This window comes from Engelhardtia mirabilis, assembly GCF_007748095.1.
Lineage (GTDB): Bacteria > Planctomycetota > UBA1135 > UBA1135.
In genome coordinates, this window is record NZ_CP036287.1 from 620148 (window position 1) to 637402 (window position 17255).

Annotated in this window: 12 protein-coding genes; 7 read left to right on the plus strand and 5 right to left on the minus strand. The window is 68.3% G+C overall.

The window, feature by feature from the left end; translation table 11 throughout:
* Nucleotides 1-2 precede the first annotated feature (2 nt).
* Nucleotides 3-2681 (plus strand): CHAT domain-containing protein, encoded by a 2679-nt coding sequence (locus tag Pla133_RS02350; RefSeq protein WP_145061999.1) that lies wholly within the window; start codon nucleotides 3-5, stop codon nucleotides 2679-2681.
* A gap of 7 nt (nucleotides 2682-2688) precedes the next feature.
* Here the strand turns inward: Pla133_RS02350 and Pla133_RS02355 are convergent, their stop codons facing one another.
* From Pla133_RS02355 to Pla133_RS02365, 3 genes are all read right to left on the minus strand, one after another.
* Nucleotides 2689-4581 (minus strand): hypothetical protein, encoded by a 1893-nt coding sequence (locus Pla133_RS02355; protein WP_145062001.1) that lies wholly within the window; start codon nucleotides 4579-4581, stop codon nucleotides 2689-2691.
* 377 nt (nucleotides 4582-4958) lie between these two features.
* Nucleotides 4959-5837, minus strand: a complete 879-nt coding sequence (locus Pla133_RS02360; protein ID WP_145062004.1) for a hypothetical protein — start codon at nucleotides 5835-5837, stop codon at nucleotides 4959-4961.
* Nucleotides 5838-6598: 761 nt separating this feature from the next.
* Nucleotides 6599-7384 carry a GumC domain-containing protein gene (locus Pla133_RS02365; protein WP_145062006.1) on the minus strand — a complete coding sequence of 262 codons (786 nt, stop codon included), beginning with the start codon at nucleotides 7382-7384 and terminating at the stop codon, nucleotides 6599-6601.
* Nucleotides 7385-7714: 330 nt separating this feature from the next.
* Here Pla133_RS02365 and Pla133_RS02370 point away from each other — a divergent pair, with 330 nt between their 5' ends.
* A complete protein-coding gene (locus Pla133_RS02370; RefSeq protein WP_145062008.1) occupies nucleotides 7715-8071 on the plus strand; it encodes a VOC family protein in 357 nt (118 codons plus the stop codon).
* Here Pla133_RS02370 and Pla133_RS02375 read toward each other — a convergent pair.
* The gene (locus Pla133_RS02375; protein ID WP_419192048.1) at nucleotides 8068-9252 is read right to left on the minus strand and encodes a serine hydrolase domain-containing protein; all 1185 of its coding nucleotides are present in this window, start codon (nucleotides 9250-9252) and stop codon (nucleotides 8068-8070) included. The genes Pla133_RS02370 and Pla133_RS02375 overlap by 4 nt on opposite strands.
* 518 nt (nucleotides 9253-9770) lie before the next feature.
* A complete protein-coding gene (locus Pla133_RS02380) occupies nucleotides 9771-10127 on the minus strand; it encodes a hypothetical protein (RefSeq protein ID WP_145062012.1) in 357 nt (118 codons plus the stop codon).
* A gap of 304 nt (nucleotides 10128-10431) precedes the next feature.
* Here Pla133_RS02380 and Pla133_RS02385 point away from each other — a divergent pair, with 304 nt between their 5' ends.
* The 5 genes from Pla133_RS02385 to Pla133_RS02410 all read left to right on the plus strand — a co-directional run bounded on the left by Pla133_RS02385 (nucleotide 10432) and on the right by Pla133_RS02410 (nucleotide 16904).
* Nucleotides 10432-12054, plus strand: coding sequence for a glutamate synthase-related protein (locus Pla133_RS02385; RefSeq protein WP_145062014.1), 1623 nt, complete (start codon nucleotides 10432-10434; stop codon nucleotides 12052-12054).
* Nucleotides 12051-14129: a thiamine pyrophosphate-dependent enzyme gene (locus tag Pla133_RS25840; protein ID WP_419192049.1), complete on the plus strand. Its 2079-nt coding sequence runs from the start codon at nucleotides 12051-12053 to the stop codon at nucleotides 14127-14129. The genes Pla133_RS02385 and Pla133_RS25840 overlap by 4 nt, the downstream gene beginning before the upstream one ends.
* 378 nt (nucleotides 14130-14507) lie before the next feature.
* Nucleotides 14508-14978, plus strand: coding sequence for a hypothetical protein (locus tag Pla133_RS02400; protein ID WP_145062016.1), 471 nt, complete (start codon nucleotides 14508-14510; stop codon nucleotides 14976-14978).
* Between the two features lie 2 nt (nucleotides 14979-14980).
* Entirely contained in the window at nucleotides 14981-16093 is a 1113-nt protein-coding gene (locus Pla133_RS02405; protein WP_145062018.1) for a Rieske 2Fe-2S domain-containing protein, read from the plus strand.
* Nucleotides 16086-16904 carry a hypothetical protein gene (locus Pla133_RS02410; protein ID WP_145062020.1) on the plus strand — a complete coding sequence of 273 codons (819 nt, stop codon included), beginning with the start codon at nucleotides 16086-16088 and terminating at the stop codon, nucleotides 16902-16904. Before Pla133_RS02405 ends, Pla133_RS02410 begins: the two co-directional genes overlap by 8 nt.
* The last annotated feature ends 351 nt before the right edge of the window (nucleotides 16905-17255 follow it).

Consider the following 17255-nt stretch of genomic DNA (forward strand, 5'->3'; position numbering starts at 1 on the left):
CCGTGCCCCGGGCCCTGCCGGCAGCTCCCAGGCAGGACTCGGCCTCCGCCGAGACCCAGCCCTTCGGCGATCCGATCGCGGCGCTCGAAGCCTACGACTTCGGCTCGCCGCCACCACCCCAGCGTCAGCTCCAGTTGGTGATCGAGGTCGATCGGGCCTTGGCCGAGGGCGCGACGCTCCTCACCGAGGCCTACGAGAGCTACGCCTACCTCGTCTACGTCTGTGACACGGGGAAGCTCGACTACCCCGAGGATTGGCTCGGGCTGATCGAGCGCGCCACTCTCGCCTACGCGCGCCACGGCAACGGGACCTACCGGCGCTACTTGGAGTCGCTGCTCTTCGGGAAGGAGGGGCGGAGCTACGAGCTGCGCCGCTTGATCGCAATGAGCGACGCCCTGATCGAGGCCTACGGCGCGACCGACCCCTTGGCGTTGAAGTTGGCTTGCAAGGCCGCAGACCACGCGCGCGCAGTCGGCGATGTCGAGGATGCGCTGAGCCGAATCGACGCGGTGTTGGCCCTCGATCCGGGAGCGGCCATCCTGGCCGACGCGTACTCCCTGCGGGGCCAGACCCTGCTGGGGATCGGGCTCCCGGACGTCGCCGCTCTGGACGTGGCGAGGGCCTTCGAGCAGGCCGAGTCAGCCCTCGAACAGTCGATCGAGGCGGGGGCGCCCGACGACCAGGCGCTGGGCACCGTGTTGTTCCGCGCCGCGGACTTCTACGTGCTGATCCAGCGCTACGACGAAGCCCTCGCGGCCGTGGAGCGACTCGAGGGCCTGAAGAGTTCGGATGGCACTCGGATCGCCCTGGCCAACCTGCAGCGGGGCATTGCGATCCTGGAGCGCAATCGACGAGCGTTGGCGCGAGGCGAAGCGCGTCCGGCCGATGAGCTGGAATGGGCCCGAACTGCGTTGGAGCTCGCGTCGCGGATGGCGGAGGCCTACCCCACCACGGGAGTGCTCGCGTCCATCCTGCTGGGTGACATCGCGCTCCTGCGCGGCGACCTGGACCTCTGTCGCCGCTCGCTGGACCGCGCGCGGGTGCTCCTCGGCCGTCGGTTCGACGCCGACAGCGGCAACGGCAATCGCGCCCGACTGATCGGCTTGCTCGAGGTTGGAGAGGCTCAACTGGCCCTCGAGTCGGGCGACCCGACCAAAGTGAGCCAGGCCCTGGTTCGATTGGAGCAGGCGTACGACCAACTCCTCGCCAGCTGGGCCTCGACGCCCTTGCGGCCAGGGGGGGTGGGGTTCCTGCACGAGCGTTCGAGGCGGGTCGTTCTTACGACTCTCTGTCGCCTCGAGATCGCGGTGCATGGTGACCAGGGGGCCGGACGAGCGTTCGATGCTCTGCTGCGTGCCCAGTCCTTGAGCACCCTCGCTCGCCAACGCGGCGCGCCCTCGGTCGACCTCAGTGGATTGCGCTCCATCCTGGGCGCGGGGGAGGGCGTCGTGGCCTTCGTGCCGTCAGTCGGGTCCAGCTGGGTCTTCGCGGTCGACCGCGATCGATTGGAGGCCGAGGAAGTCGTCAGCGGAGAGCTCCTGCGCGACGAGATCGCGTTCGTCAACCAGTCCCTGCGGATCGCACCCCGGGGAGTCGTCGGTGAAATCGACGAGGTCCAACGCAGGTGCGCGGGCCTGAGGGAGAAGCTGCTGCCGTCGCGCGTCGGTGAGCTCGTGGATGGTTGGGCGTCGATCGCGTTCCTGGGTTGCGAACTCCTGGGGGACGTACCGGTCGAGTTCCTCACTGCGAATCCAGCCGAGTCCCAGCCTGCTGTCAGCCGCTGGCCCTCGGCCGCGTTGATCGCGCAGATGCGCGGCGTGGACCTAGCCGCGACCGCGCGACCGCTGGCCGTTGTCAGCTCACCCAGCACGTCGCTGGATCAGGCCAGCCGTTGGCCGTCATTGGCTCCACTGCCCCCACCCGGCGCCGAACCCGACGAGCTGGCCCGTCGCCTCGGTTTGACCGGGGATGCTTGCCGCAGCGGCGACCAGGCCCGTCTCGCGGCACTGGAAGCGGCCGGCACCGACGCGGCGGTCACAGCCCTTCTGGTCCACGGCTTGTACGACGGCTCCAGGGAGCGTCCCGCGGGACTTCTGCTGGCCGACGACCACGATCAGCGCCTCGGGGCCGTGTACTGCGCGGACTTGGACGGTCTACCGACCTCGCCGGTGGTGTTGCTGTTGACCTGCGGCGCCGCCCGCGGTCCCGGTCGGTTCGGCGACGACGGCGCGACGCATCTGGGTGGCGCCTTCATCGGCAATGGCACCCACGCGGTGGTGTTGGCCGCGGCGGAGGTGAGCCACGCCGCCAGTCTGGTCTTCGGCGAGGCACTGATCCGTGAACTGGCGGCGGGCGCCAGCGTGGCCGAGGCAGCCGCGCACGCACGCGAGAGGGTCCGCGCCACCGAAGGCTTCGCCCACCCATTCCACTGGGCGGCGTTCAGGGTGGTGGGAGACGGTGCGTTGCGCCCCTTCGCGGGCAGTGACGCGATGGCGGCCGTGCTCGGCTCACTCCCCGCTGGCGGTATCTCGGTTCAGACCTACACGATCGGGGCACTGTTCCTGCTGACGGCGGTGGTCAGCGCCATCGCGCTGAGCCGTCGTCGCAGTGCCGCCGGGGTGCCGCCGGGGTGCCAGCACCCGAGTGAACCAGTCGGTGCCGCTCGATGCGGCACCGACTGAGCGAGAGTCAGGGGGTGACGACGGTGATGGTGCCGGGGCGCGGAATCGGCGGCAGGTCGCTGCGGCTGCCGGGCGCGATCTCGCCGCCCAAGGTGCCGCCAAGGCAACTGCTGATGTCGATGTTCACGTCGATGCCGAGGGGCCAGAAGTCGTCATCGAACCAAGAGTAGTCCTCCGCATCGCCGCCGCGATTCCAGACCACGACCTCGGTCCGGCCGACGGCCGTGATGTCGGTGCCGTCGAACTCCACCGGCCGCCACTCGATGTAGTAGACCTCGTCCCACGCGCAACTGCTGGTCAGTGTCCAGGAGGCCGGGTCGACCGGCACCGAGATGAGCGCGCGGGTGTGCTCGTCCATGGCTACGACTGTGCTGCCATCGCAGGGAGTGCCCGTCGAGACCGGGAAGTCGGTGGGGTCGATGACGTAGTGGAGCACTCCGAAGTTGGAGGCCTGGACGTTCTCGCTCGCGGCCTCCCACAGGACGAGCTCGACATGGGTGGTGTCGGTCACGCCGTCGGTGAGAGTGTCCGGAACGTCGATAGCGAAGGTCAGAACGCCGCTGGTGCCCGAGGCGCCGCCGGCCATGTCTTCCACGAACTGGATGCAGTCGTTGTCGGGCACCAGGCCGACATTCTCGTAGTTCGTGCTGATGGTGCTCGAATCGACCCGCGGGCCGTCGACACCGTCGATGTAGATCAGTTGCCCGAAGGGCTGGCCGGCGAAGACGATGTCGTCCACCTTGTCCCCATCGAAGTCGGCGACCACGACCTCGGATGCAATCGTCGAGGGCGACTGAGGTCCATCGGCGTACTCCAGGGCCGAATGTGCCGCGGTTGAGGAGGTGTCCGTCAGGTCGAGAATGAAGCTGTGGTGGTTGACGTCGGTCGTGTCATTGCCCCCCTGGTTGTGGAGGACGAAGAGCGTGAACTCACCGTTGGAGTTGAAGTAGAGGTTCCGCAGGCCGTCCGACCGACGCTGTCCCCCGGCCATGTGGACGGCACTCATGCCAGTGGTGACGACCGGGTACTCGCGAAAACCCTGGCCGACGATGACCAGGAGCTGCGAACCGTTCCCGGGGTGCGTCGTAAGCCACGCGAACGCGTCGGAGACCGCGGCTCCGCCGGAGTCGACCTTCTGGTTCGGCAAGACCACGAGTTGGTCTCCAGTGCTGAGGTTGAACTCCGAATGGAGCAGCGTCCCCGAGAGGTCGTAGATCTGCAGGCCTTGGTCGGTCGCGACGGCGATCTCCGCATCGCCGGATCCGTCCCACTGGCCGGCGGCGATCGCGTCTGCCGGATCCGAGAGGGCGAAGTCGTCGAAGGTGAAGCTGCCCGCTCCATCGTCGAAGGCGAGCAGGATCGTGTAGCCGCCGTCGGCAATCGCGGCGATGTCCCAGCCGTCGCTGGAATCGAGGGGGTGGGTCACCATCTCGGTCGCGGTGGTCCAGTCACTGTCCTCGTGCAGGGTCGTGATCGGGACCAGGAAACCGTTCAGCGCGCCGGTCGAAGTGGCGTCGTGCTCGACGGTGACCAGTCCCTGTGGTCCGACGATGGCCAAGTGATCGAGGGCCGGCGCCGTGTACGGCAGCGATCCCAGATCGTCTCCGGCAAGGGCGAACTCCGCCGTGCCGCTGTAGGCGCCGATCTGCACGGCCAGGCCGACGGAACCGCCGCGGACTTGGGCCAGGTCACGGCGCTCGGTGCTCGTGAAGTGTCCCGATGCGGCGTCCGTGAAGGTGCCCGCGCCGACGGAGCTGCTCCAAGGGATGCTGCCGAGCAGGCCATTGACCGACGACGAACCCGGAGGCGGGTTGGAGCCGGTCTGGAATGCCGTAGCGGAGAGGGAGAGAACGAGCAGCGCCGCACAAGGTGCGGCCGCAATCGAGAGTCGATGGACCATGGGAATCGAAGGGGATCTCTGTGAACCCGGTCCGGGGGACGAACGGGTTCGATGACTGTGAACGAGGGACCGGGACGGATCAGGTGCGAGATCCCAGGGGAGAGGAAGAGGACGACGTTCCCGGCCGGTCGTTGCGAGCCCGCGGACTTGGGGCAACGAAATGGCAATTCATGCCGCGGAGTACCCGGCCGGGAACGTCGATCGAGGGACCTCTCCCCCGAGACCTCGTTCCGGTCGGCTCGCTAGCGTCAGGAGTGGTGCCCGAGTTTCAGGCGTTTCGAGAAAGTCGGGACGATTACGGTCTTGTGCCCCGAGGCCCCGATTTCGGCTCCTGGAGGGCCTTGGCGTCGGCTTCTCAGCCTGCGGGGCGCCGGACTTCAAGGGTGCCCGAGGTGCAGGAAGTCGGCTTCTTCCTGGGTGTCGACGTCCTCGGCCAGGCTGAGCACGTCGACGATCGGGCTGCGCAGGCCGCGGGCCGTGCCAGCGTCGCCGCGGCGGTCGTCGGTCAGGAAGGCCCGCGCCAGGCGCAGCTCGGCCTGTTCGAGACTCACCTTTCCCGAGCGGAGGGCGCGGGCGAGCCAGAAGCCACAACCGAGCACTCGCCAGGTCAGCGCCGGAGGGCGCCCGCGAGCCAGCCGCGCCAAGTCCGCGCGCAGGAGCAGCGACAGGACCCCGAGCGCCATTCGTCGACTGCGGGGTCCGACCGGGGTGTTGCGGGTGGTGTAGGCCACGTCCATCACGCCCAGGACGAGATCGAGTTGCAGGGCTGCGGGCTCCAGGACGGTGAGGTGACCGGGCAGCACGTGGATCGGCTGCGCCTCGCCGCGCACCTGGAGGTCGTAGCGCGGCTTCCACGCGAATGAGCCCAGGCGCGAATCGTCTTCAGGCCGACGGACGAGGGGGATCCAGCAGGCGCAGGGCCCACCGGCGGCGTGCAGTGCGGCGAGGTCGCGGAGTTCCTCGGCGGTCGGCAGCACATCGCAGGCCATGATGGCCACCTGACGGTGTTCGCGCTCCGCGTGGTGGCGCAGAGCCGCGCGTAGGTTCTCGGCCACGCTGGAGTCGGTGTCGATCAGGTCGGCGTCCAGCTCGAGTCGCGCGTGGATCGACGCTGGGCCGGCGATCGAGATCGGCCCGAAGCCGCCGCTGGCTCGCAACCGATCGACCAGCTCGGCCACCAGCGGTCGGTCGGCGACGCTCAGCTCGACTCCCTTGTAGGCGGCCAGCGGGTGGAGCTGTGCTTCGCCCTCGGGCATGCGGCCGGCGCGATGGTCGCTGCCAGCCAGGATCGTGATCGGAATGGACGTCGTGTCGAGCCCCCGTTGGCCTTGCCCCGCTGCATTGTCCTTGCCGCCATTCGGCAGACGCGCGCCCGGCGTCGACCGGGCGTCGCTCTTGGTTTCGCACGTCGCGCCATCGCCGGCAAGTCGCGAGCGAAGCCCCGGTCGCCGATGGGCACCTGGAAGGCCGCAGGCGCTCGCGAGCGCGCCCACGGCCGCCGCCGAGCTCCGGGGCGCCGACGAAAGTTCGTCGTCCGGACGCTACCCTCGCCCCCCCCCGTCGCCGAGCGCGACCCCGAACGGCAGATGCGAGCCTTCACGGTCGCGAGACTGCAGCTCGACGCGCTTCGGGCGATTGGGCGATTGGGGTGTAACCCCCGGGCTCGATCGACGGTCCACCAGGGTGGAAGGGCGGGGGTTGGTGGGCCAGGGCGCAGCTCGGGCGCCGATCGCCTTCGAGGGCCGAACCGCCCTTGACAGCTCGCTCAGCCGCGCGCGGGGCCCTCGTTCAACGGGGCTCCTTCGGCTGGGCCGTTGGCCCCCAAGGGCCGCGGATCCTCGTCACCGATGGTGCCTGGTGTCCTGGATCAGAAATTCGGCGTCACTGTCCGGAGGTCCGATCGATGCTGGCTAGGCGCGCCGACGACGCGTATCCGCTGCGATACTCGGAGGAGGCGCTGGCGACGCCAGCGGCGATCGGAGCCCGGGAAGTGACGCCGAATTTCTGATCCAGGACACTAGGCCGGGCGATCCCCGTCGTCGTCCTCGTCCAGCGGGAAGAACTTCGTCTTGGCGAGGGCGTCGATGTTCGAGCTGGATTCATGCCGCGAGACGCCGTCGTTCGGATCGTCCGACTCGCCCATCAGTTCGCCCATCCGCTTGGCAGCGCCCTTCGCCGCAGACCCGCGTGCGTTGAGCAGGCTGGGCAGCAGGCCGCGGATCTCGTCGAGCTTGTCTCCCTGCAGGCGCACTCGGTCTTCCAGGATGCGGCGCTCGCGTCCGACGCGTCGCAGCTCGTGCCAGCGCTCGGCGGCCACGCGGTGCCGCTCGGCAACCTTCTCGCGCGCGGTCTCCAAGCGCTGGTGCAGCTTCTCGTAGCGTTGGCGCTCCTTCTCGAGGCTCTGCTCGAGACGTTCGACCCGCTTGGTGAGGGCGGCCACGGTCAGCGCCTCCTCAGGGTCGAGGTCCGCGCCGGGTGCGGCCAGCTGGCTCTCGAGTTCGCGCACCCGCGCCTCGGCCGCCAGGCGGGCTTGCTGGGTGTCGGCCAGGGTGTCGGCCACCGTCCGCATCTTGGTCAGGTTCGACCGCAGCTCGCCAATCTGGGCGTCCTTGAGCCGCAGGGTCGCATCCTCGTCGGCGTCGGTGGCGCCGATGCTCTCGAGGAAGTCGGCGAACTCGTCGGTCTCGGGGTCGAGCTCCACCAGTCCCTCGGGAAGGGGCTCGAGCTCCTCGCCCGATTGAGCGTGGGATTGGCCCGCCAGGCTCTTGGCCAGGCGAGCAAGGACGTCGCGGAGGGGGCTCATGGCATTTGGTCGGCCTGGGACTCGGTGCGGCGTTGGATCCGGGGCCGCGGTCCACGTGGCGGGCACCTGGGGGGCTATCGGAATCACCCCCGGCCGTCCGGGAGTCGATTTGGCAGAACCGACCCCGGTCGGCGACTCAGCCGCGATCGTCGCGATCCAGGCCGGGCAAGTCCGACCGGCGGCGGTCCTCCGACCCCGGCGACGGCCCGAGAGGCGAGTTGCCCCTGCCGGTGCGCTTGCTCCATCGGGGACGGCGAGATGGTGCCGTCAGCGAACGAGTGGGCGTGTTGGCCCCGCGCCCTCGCGAGCCGAGGTAGCTAGGATTCGTACATGGACTTCCTGGGCGTCGACCACGTGCAACTGGCCATGCCGCGTGGCGAGGAGCAGCGCGCGCGCGATTTCTTCGGCGGCGTGCTCGGCATGGAAGAGCTGGCCAAGCCCGGATCGAGCGGCGGTTGTTGGTTTCGCAAGGGCCCGGTGGAGCTACACCTGGGAGTGCTCGAGCCCTTCGCGCCGGCGACCAAGGCCCATCCCGGGATCGTGGTCACGGACCTGGACGCGCTCGCGGCGCGCCTTGCCGCTGCTGGGTTCGAGATCGCCGAAGGCAAGCCCCTGGCGGGACGACGCCGGAGGTTCTCGAGCGATTGCTTCGGCAACAAGCTGGAGTGGATCCAGCTCGAGGACTAACCCGCATCGGGCACCAGCACCCGCGGCGCGCGCGGGACGGGGGATGGCACGCTCCCGGCTGCCTGGAGCGGCCAATCCGAGCCCGGCGCGCTCGCGTCGGCTGCGAGCCCTTCGATCACGATCGAGGCCAGGCGCGTGCAGAGGTCGAGGCCCGATTCGCCCAGGCCGCGCCCGTCGTCGGTGTTGATCTGTACGGTCACGGCCAAGTCGAATTCGGCGAAGTACTCGGTGAAGGTCAGGTAGCCGGGCATGAAGCCGGAGTGGCCGCGAACCGGGCCGAGGTCGCCGTCGCTGAGGATCACTCCCAGGCCGTAGCGGGTGCCGATGCCGAGCGGCGGTGAGTCGACGCCGTCCAGTAGGTCGGGCAGGTAGTCGGCGTCGATGGCGCGACCGCTCATCAGTGAGCGCGTCCAGAGCGCCAGATCGACCGGCCGCGTGGCGTAGCCGCCTCCGCACCACTCGAACTGAGGGCTGACCTGGAAGACGCCGTCCTTCAAGGAGCGGTCGGCGCCGACCATGTCGCGCGCCATGACCACATGACCCTGGGCCATGTGGGGCAGGTCCCTGCGATTCGAGGGGACGATGCCGGGGGGGCCGTCGCTGGAGCCGTCGGGTGCACCGCCGAGGCCGAGGGGGCGCAGCAGCTCCTCCTCGACGTAGTCGTAGAACCCAGTGCCGCCGGCGCGTTCGATCAAGAGGCCCACGAGCAGGTAGTTCGTGTCGGCGTAGGCCCAGCCCTGGCCGGCCTCGAACAAGGGCTCGTGGTCGAAGACGTAGGCGATGCGTTCCGGAGCGACCCACACGTGGTCGGGATCGGCCACGAGGGCTGCGCTGAAAGCCGGATCGAAGACGTAGCGCGGGATCCCGCTCTGGTGGCGCAGGAGCTGGCGCAGGGTGATGGCATCGTGGTTGGGGACGCGGGCGAACCAGGTTTGGTCGCCGAGTCGATCGGCGGCCCGCTGGTCGAGGTCGAGCTGGCCACGGGCCAGGAGCAGTTGAGCGGCGGCCGTCACGAAGAGCTTGCCGGCGCTGCCGGCGAGCAGCAGGTGCTCCGGGGTCAGCGCTTCACCGCTGTCGGCGTCGGCGAGGCCGGCTGCCAGTCCGAGCGCGGATCCATCGGGCAGGGCCAAGCCGAGGGAGATGCCGGGCAAGGCCTCGTTGGACACGAGCGAGTCGAGCACCGCCTGGCAGCGTCGGATGATTCGGTGCTGGGCCTCGTCGGGCGGGGCGGTCGCGGCGCGGTCGTTGGCATCTTCGATCGATGCCGTGCAGCCGCTGGCCACGACGGCGGCCGCGAGCCACCGAGGTCGTGGGGGGCGTAGGGGACCGATGGACACGGTCCTGGCTACGGACGCGGGACGGCGCAATTTCCGCGACGGCCAACTGGCTCGATCCAGAGCCCGGATTCGATTGCGCGAAACGCGATCGAGTTCGGCGGCCACCCATCGTCCGGGGCGCAAGCCCGGGCGACTTCGCCATCGTCCGGGGCGCAAGCCCGGGCGACTTCGCCATCGTCCGGGGCGCAAGCCCGGGCGACTTCGCCATCGTCCGGGGCGAAAGCCCGGGCGACTTCGCGGTCGCCAGCCGGGTCCCGTCCCGCGTCGCGCCCGGCCGGGTGTGCGTCGCGATCGGGCCCCGGCCGCCCCGCTTCAGCGTTCGGGTGAGTCTGTCGAAGCCCGTTGGGCGCCCGGCTTCGTAATCAGACGCTGCCCATGAAGGGCCGGTAGTAGACGCAGAAGACGGCCACGGCGATCAGGATCACGGCGATCGTGCCCCACAGGCGGCCGGCCTCGGGGCGGCGGAAGATCAGGCCGGTCATCCCGGCGAGCAGGAGCCAGCAGCCGATCTTCACGAAGACCCAGGTCTGCCACTCTCCTCCGAGGGCCTTGGAGACCAGACCGAAGCCGCCGACCAACGCGATCACGCCCAGGAGCCCCGACAGCATCAGCGCCTTCTTGCGGCGCTCCGGCGCGGGGTTGGCGATCGCGGCGAAGGTCACGCCCGCGAGGAGCAGCAGCGAGGTGACGTGGATGAAGTGGTAGAAGGTGGCGGGCACGTTGGCGGGGGCTCGAGGTGGCGGCGAGTGCGAAGGCGGATCTATCGCATGGCGGAGCCTGCATTGGAAGGGCTGTGCGACGATCCCGGCCCCCAGGGCGGTCACCTTGGACGTGATGGTCCGTAGGGCGCCCCGAGCACGCAGCGCGAGCCGCCCCGAGTCCCTCCGCGCTGTCGCCCCGGTCGGCGCCCCCCGATCGATCGTCGCGGCCGCCGACTGTCGCGGCGGAGCGCCGGATTTGTTCCGATCCGGGCGGTGCCTGCCGCTCGCGTTCGCCTTGATCGCTCCCCCGCCTCGAGATCACATGTCGAAGACCTCCGTCGCCCGCCTGGACCATCTCGCCGATCGCGAACCCGCCCACGCGCTGGTGGCCGGTGTCGACCTCGTGATCGTCCGCTACGACGACAGGGTCAGTGTGCTCTACGGGCGCTGCCTGCACCGCGGTGCGCTGCTCGCCGACGGGCATGTGCGCGGCGACGACCTGATCTGCGGCCTACACGACTGGGACTATCGACTCGACACCGGCATCTCGGCCTACAACAACGATGAGGCCCTGCCCCGTTTCGAGTCCTGGGTCGACGAGGGGCAGGTTTGGGTCAACGAAGACGAGGTCGCCGCCTTCGCCAAGGCCCACCCCCAGCCCTTCGATCGAGATGCCTACCAGGGCGCCTACCAGGACGTGCACGGTGCGGACGAAGAGCCCTATGTCTCGCTGATCAGCGAGCTGGCCGAGAACGGACTCGAGCAGACCGGCCACCACGGTCGGGTCTCGGCGATGGGCGTGCCGCGATCGGAGTTGCCCCAGTGGGAGGACCTCCAGCTGCTCACGGCGCAACTGGCGAAGCTGCCCAAGCTCGAGGACGAGTCGGTGGGCACCGACGTCGTGATCGGCCCGCGGTCGAAGAAGCCGCTGCGGCTCGAGATCCCGTTGTTCGTCTCCGACATGAGCTTCGGCGCGCTCAGTGAGGAGGCCAAGGTGGCCCTGGCGAAGGGCGCGCAGTACGCGGGCACCGGAATCTGTTCGGGCGAGGGCGGGATGCTCCCCGACGAGCAGCAGGCCAACACGCGCTACTTCTACGAGTTGGCCTCGGCTCGCTTCGGCTTCCGTGAAGAGCTTCTGACCAAGGTCCAGGCCTTCCACTTCAAGGGTGGGCAGGGGGCCAAGACCGGCACCGGCGGGCATCTCCCCGGACACAAGGTGGTGGGCAAGATTGCCCGAGTGCGGGGGCTGGAGGAAGGCCAAGCGGCGGTCTCGCCGCCGCGCTTTCCAGATTGGACGGAGCTTTCGCAATACCGCGACTTCGCGAACCACGTGCGCGAGCTGACCGGGGGGATTCCGATCGGCTACAAGCTTTCGGCACAGCACATCGAGCGGGATCTCGACGCGGCTCTCGAGGTCGGCGTCGACTACGTGATCCTCGACGGACGTGGTGGTGGCACGGGTGCGGCTCCGTTGATCTTCCGCAACAACATCTCGGTGCCCACGATTCCCGCTCTGGCACGGGCACGCCGGCACTTGGATCGCAGTGACGCGGCGGATGTCACGCTCGTGATCACCGGCGGCCTGCGAACCTCGTCCGACTACGCCAAGGCCATGGCCCTGGGCGCCGATGCGATCGCCCTGTCCAACGCCGCCTTGCAGGCCATCGGTTGCCTCGGCATGCGAGCCTGCCACACGAACAACTGCCCCGTCGGCATCGCGACCCAGAAGGAGCACCTGCGAGCACGGCTCGAGATCGAGGTCGCCGCGCGACGGCTGGAGCGCTACTTCCGAGCTTCGGTCGAGCTGATGCAGGTCTTGGCCCGAGCCTGTGGGCATGGGCACCTGCGCGAGTTCAGTCGAGACGACCTGACGACCTGGAAACGAGAGATGGCCGACCTTTCAGGGGTCGCGTACGCCGGGGTCGGCGAGGAATCGAATCGATGAGTCAGCAGCGCACAGAACTGGTTTGGCACCGCGTCGCCGATCGGGACGAACTGCCGGAGGGCCGCGTGAAGACGGTCACGGCGGGGCACAAGTCCCTCTGCCTGACCCACTTCGAGGGGCGTCATGCCGCGCTCGACAACCGCTGCCCGCACCAGGGTGGTCCTCTGGGCGAAGGCTCGATCGAGAAGGGCTTGCTGCGCTGCCCCTGGCACGGTTGGGACTACCACCCCTGCACGGGCAAGGCGCCGGGCTTCGACGATGGCGTCGAGACCTTCCAGCTCGAGGAGCGCGAGGATGGCATCTTCGTCGGCCTTCCCGCCGAGGCGTCCCACACGGCGACGGTCACGGACGTCATGGCCCAGACCATGACGGCTTGGGGCATCGACGCGGTGTTCGGAATGGTCGGGCACTCGAACCTGGGCCTGGCCGATGCCTTGCGGTTGGAGGAAGAAGCCGGGAACCTGCGATTCTTCGGTGTGCGCCACGAGGGTGCTGCGGCCTTCGCCTGCTCCGGCTACGCGAAGTTGACCGGACGCCCAGCAGCCTGTCTGACGATTGCGGGTCCTGGCGCTACCAATCTGCTGACGGGCCTGTGGGACGCCAAGGTCGACCGCGCCCCGGTCCTGGCGCTGACCGGCCAGGTGGACACGCAAGTGCTCGGCCCCGGAGCCTTCCAGGAGGTCGACCTGGCCAGCGCCTTCAGCGCTGTCACGGCCTTCAGTCAGACCGTGCTGCACGATTCGAAACACGCGGAGCTCGTGGCCCTGGCTCTGAAGACCGCCATCGTCCAGCGCGACGTGGCTCACCTGATCTTCCCCGACGAAGTCCAGACCCTGCCCGCGCCCGAGGGCGCCGAGCCCTCGGAACCGAGGGGACGAATCGCGAACGCCTCGATCGCTCCGCCCCTGGAAAGCCTCGACGCGGCCCTGGAGTTGCTCCGCGGAGCAAAGCGCCCAACGATCGTGGTCGGCCACGGCGCCCGCTTCTCGATGGACTCCGTGATCGAGCTGGCCGAGATGCTCGACGCGCCCGTACTGACGACCTTCAAGGCCAAGGGCATCATCCCCGACGACCATCCCCTGGCCTGCGGGGTCCTGGGTCGCAGCGGTACTTCCATCGCGAGCTACTTCATGAACGAGGCCGACGTGCTGCTGGTCTTCGGCGCGTCCTTCTCGAACCACACGGGCATCACGCCCAAGATCCCGACGATCCAGGTCGACTTCGATCGCATGGCCCTGGGCAAGTTCCACGCAATCGAGGTCCCGGTCTGGGGCGACATCGACGTCACCGCCCAGGCTCTGTTGACCGAGTTGGTGGACGCCGACGCTGCGAACGTCGAAGGCGCCGATGGCGGGCCATCCGGTGATAGCGAGCGCGAGGTGGAAGGTTCCGGGCACGGATCTCCCGCTGCCCCATCGGCGAGCGGAGCTCCCCTGGCGCACGGAGCCTCGTCGAAGGTCAACCCTCGCGGTGAGATCGCCGAGCGCTGGGCCATCTGGCGCGACGAGAAGGCGCGCCGGCGCGAGGACGACCGCGGACGGGGCCTGAACTCCGCCACGGTCTTCGAAGCCCTCTCCATCGCCGTGGATGAAGATGCGGTCATTGCCGTGGACGTGGGCAACAACACCTACTCGTTCGGCCGCTACTTCGAGTGCCGCAACCAATCGGTGCTGATGTCCGGCTACCTCGGATCGATCGGGTTCGGCTTCCCCGCCGCCATGGGGGCTTGGGCCGCCGAGGGTGACCGCCGCCAGATCGTCTCCGTGTCGGGTGACGGAGGATTCGGTCAGTACATGGGCGAGATCACGACCGCCGTGAAGTACGGAATGGACATCACCCACGTCCTGCTGAACAACTCCGAGCTCGGCAAGATCAGCAAGGAACAGCGCGCGGGCCAGTGGGATGTGTGGCAGACCTCCTTGCAGAACCCGAACTTCGCGGAGTTCGCCAGTGGTTGCGGTGCCCTGGGTATCCGAGTGACCAGCCCGGACGAACTCGACGGCGCCCTGCGTCAGGCGCTAGACCACGAGGGCCCGGCCCTGGTGGAGATCATCACTGACGTCGAGCTGATCTGAGGCGAAGCCAATGCTCGTCACGATAGTCGAGGGGGGATTGGTAGCCCTGGGCGTCTATCTCGCCGCGGGAGTGCTGTTCGCCGTGCCTTTCCTGCTGAACGGAGCAGGGCGCATCGACCAAGATGCGGCCGGCGGAAGCAGGGGCTTCAAGCTGCTCGTGTTCCCCGGAGTTGTCGCGCTATGGCCTCTGCTCGTCGGCCCCTGGCGGCGCTCGCGGCAACGGACGGAGCGATCACCCCATCGCGACGCAGCGATAGCCGGAGACCGGCGATGATCGCACCTCTCCGATCGAGGCACCGCAGGCTGACCCTGCTGCTAGCCGTGACCGCCCCAGTGGTGTTCGTGAGCGCCCTGGCTTCGCGGTCCCCCGTTCCTCCGATGGAAGGCAATGAACTCGCCGACCTTCAGAATCGACTCACTGCCGACGCGATCCCCGTGACGACCTACGTGCTGCCCGAGCACCTCGAGTTCGCCCGTTCCTGGTGGCCCGCTGATTCGATCAGGACCACGGGCAGCGGCACGGGCATGGGAATGGGCATGGTCGAGTGGAGGTGGGACGGGCGCTTCGTCGGTCTGCGATTGACGTTGTCGACTTCTGCCCCGGACCTGTTGGTCTACTTCGTTCCGCCGGCGGGCACGGGGGACGAGCCACGCGGTGGCGCCGAGTTACTCGCGGACGACGCCGTGCTTCTGGGATCGTTCGACGGCGTGGAGGCACAATTCTTCGAGCTACCCGCTCTCCCTGTGATGGATGGCTCCCGCGCGGTGCTCTACAGCCTGGCCCACGGCCGCATCGTCTCCAGCTGGAGTTTCGGTGGCATGGCAACGGTTGAATCGAGGGGGGACTGACCGTGGGGCACTCATACCGAGCCGTCGGCTGGAACCGACAGAAGCGCGTCTACGACCTGGCCCTGATCGCCGGGATCGTGCTGTATCTCGCCACCTTCGTCGGCGTCGGCTTCACTCTGCATCCCGGAGCAACAGCCGAGACGATGTTGATTCGAGCCCTCGGCACGGGAGCCTTCCTGCTTCTGCACCTGGTGCTTGCAATCGGCCCGCTGTGTCGAGTCGACAGTCGATTCCTGCCGCTGCTCTACAACCGTCGGCACCTGGGCGTGGCGACATTCGTCCTGGGCCTCCTGCACGGTGGCTTCGCCCTGGTGCAGTTCCACGCCCTCGGGGACCTGAATCCCTTGGTCAGCGTGTTCGTCAGCAACCCCAGGGTCGACAGTGTTGCCCAGTTTCCCTTCCAGCCCCTGGGAGTGATCGCCTTGGTGATCCTCTTCCTGATGGCTGCGACCAGCCACGACTTCTGGCTCGCGAACCTCACGGCACCCGTCTGGAAGTCCCTCCACATGCTCGTCTACCTGGCCTACCTGCTCCTGGTCGGCCACGTGTCCCTCGGCGTCCTTCAAGCCGAGACGAGCCCGGTTCTCGCGGGCGCAGTCGGGATCGGGATGGCCGGCCTGCTGGCACTCCACCTTCTCGCCGGCGCCAGTGAAGTCGCGGTCGATCGTGGCCGCGACGCTGCAACTGGCGCCGCTGGCTCGGCTGCCGGACACTCGAGCCTTGGCCTCTCGAGCCTCCGCGAAGAGGACTCCGCCTTCGTCGACGTCTGCGCCGTGAGCGAGATCGACGAGAAGCGCGCGCGGCTGGTGAGCGTGGCCGGAGATCGTGTCGCCGTCTTCCGCTACGACGGCAAGTTCTCCGCCGTTTCCAACGCTTGCCAGCACCAGAACGGCCCCCTCGGCGAGGGCTGCGTGATCGATGGCCTGATCACCTGCCCCTGGCACGGCTATCAGTACCGCCCCCTCGATGGGGCTTCGCCAGAACCGTTCACCGAGAAGGTCCCTACCTTTCGGGTGCAGATACGTTCTGGTCGAGTCCTGATCGATCCGACGCCCCTGCCCGCGGGGACGCCGGTCGAGCCTGCCCTGATTGGAGAAGGAGCGAGCGATGGGTGAGCCGGAGTTCTATGTCGGCTACCTGCCGCGCGCGCCGCGAAGGCTGGCGCGCTTTGTACGAGCCCTGGTGATCGCGCTGGTCGCGACCAGCGTCGTCTTCGCGGCCCTCATGGCGGGTTCGCAAGGAGCGTTCTCGAATGGGGCCTTCGAGTTCGGCGTGGAACGCGACTTCACTGGTTGGATCGAGACCGAGCCCTATCCGATGCTCGTGGTCGAGCGCCCCGGGGGGGGCTGGTCGACCTACTTGCTCTCGGGTGTAGGCAAGCACGGCGCGGAGTCCGAAGTCGGAAGTGGGAGTGGCTACTGGGCGAGTCTGCGCGGCTCGCTGATCTATCGAGATGGTCAGACGATGATTGAGGTCTCGCGGGGGTCGGTCGTGCCCCAGGTCGGGCCCGACAGCGGATCCTTCGGCGAGCCCGCTGGCGATGCCGGGAGCGGGTCAGCCAGCGGCGCGAAGCCGCAACCCGACCTTTCGCGAATCGAGGGCGTCGGCGGCGAGCGCACCTTTGTGGGTGAGATTGTCGACAGTAAATGTTTCCTTGGTGTCATGAAGCCAGGAGCCACGAAGCCCCACCGGGCCTGCGCGACACGCTGTATCAGCGGCGGCGTCCCTCCGGTTCTCTTGGTGCGTGATGGCGACGGCGTCGCCACCTATCTCCTGCTGGTCGACGAGACGGGTGCCTCCGTCGGTCGCCAGCTGGTGGACCGTGCTCTGATCGCCGAACCCGTTCGAGTCCACGGGAAACTCGATCAGCTAGGAGACCGATGGGTCCTGCGTGCGGATCCGAGTCGGATCGAGCGGATCGAGTAGATGCATCGTGCATTCAAGTGCATCGTGCATTGAAGTGCATCGTGCATTGAAGTGCGTCGTGCCTGGAGAGCGATCGTTCGCGCGCTGTGATTTGGACTTCGTTGTTTGGACTTCGTTGTTTGGGCTTCGTCATCTGGGCACCGGGAATCGGCTCGAGTCAGTCGGATTCCTGAGGATCGCGCTCGAATCTCCGCCGCATTGGATTCCAGGGCGATGGAGTGCTCTGGTCCGTCGGAGTTGATCTTGCGATCGTGAGTCCACATCGGACACCGCGCGTGCAAGAGAGACGGCCGGATCCGGATAGGGTTGCACCTGATCTCGGAATTTCGCCGACGAGCTTCAGCTCTTGCG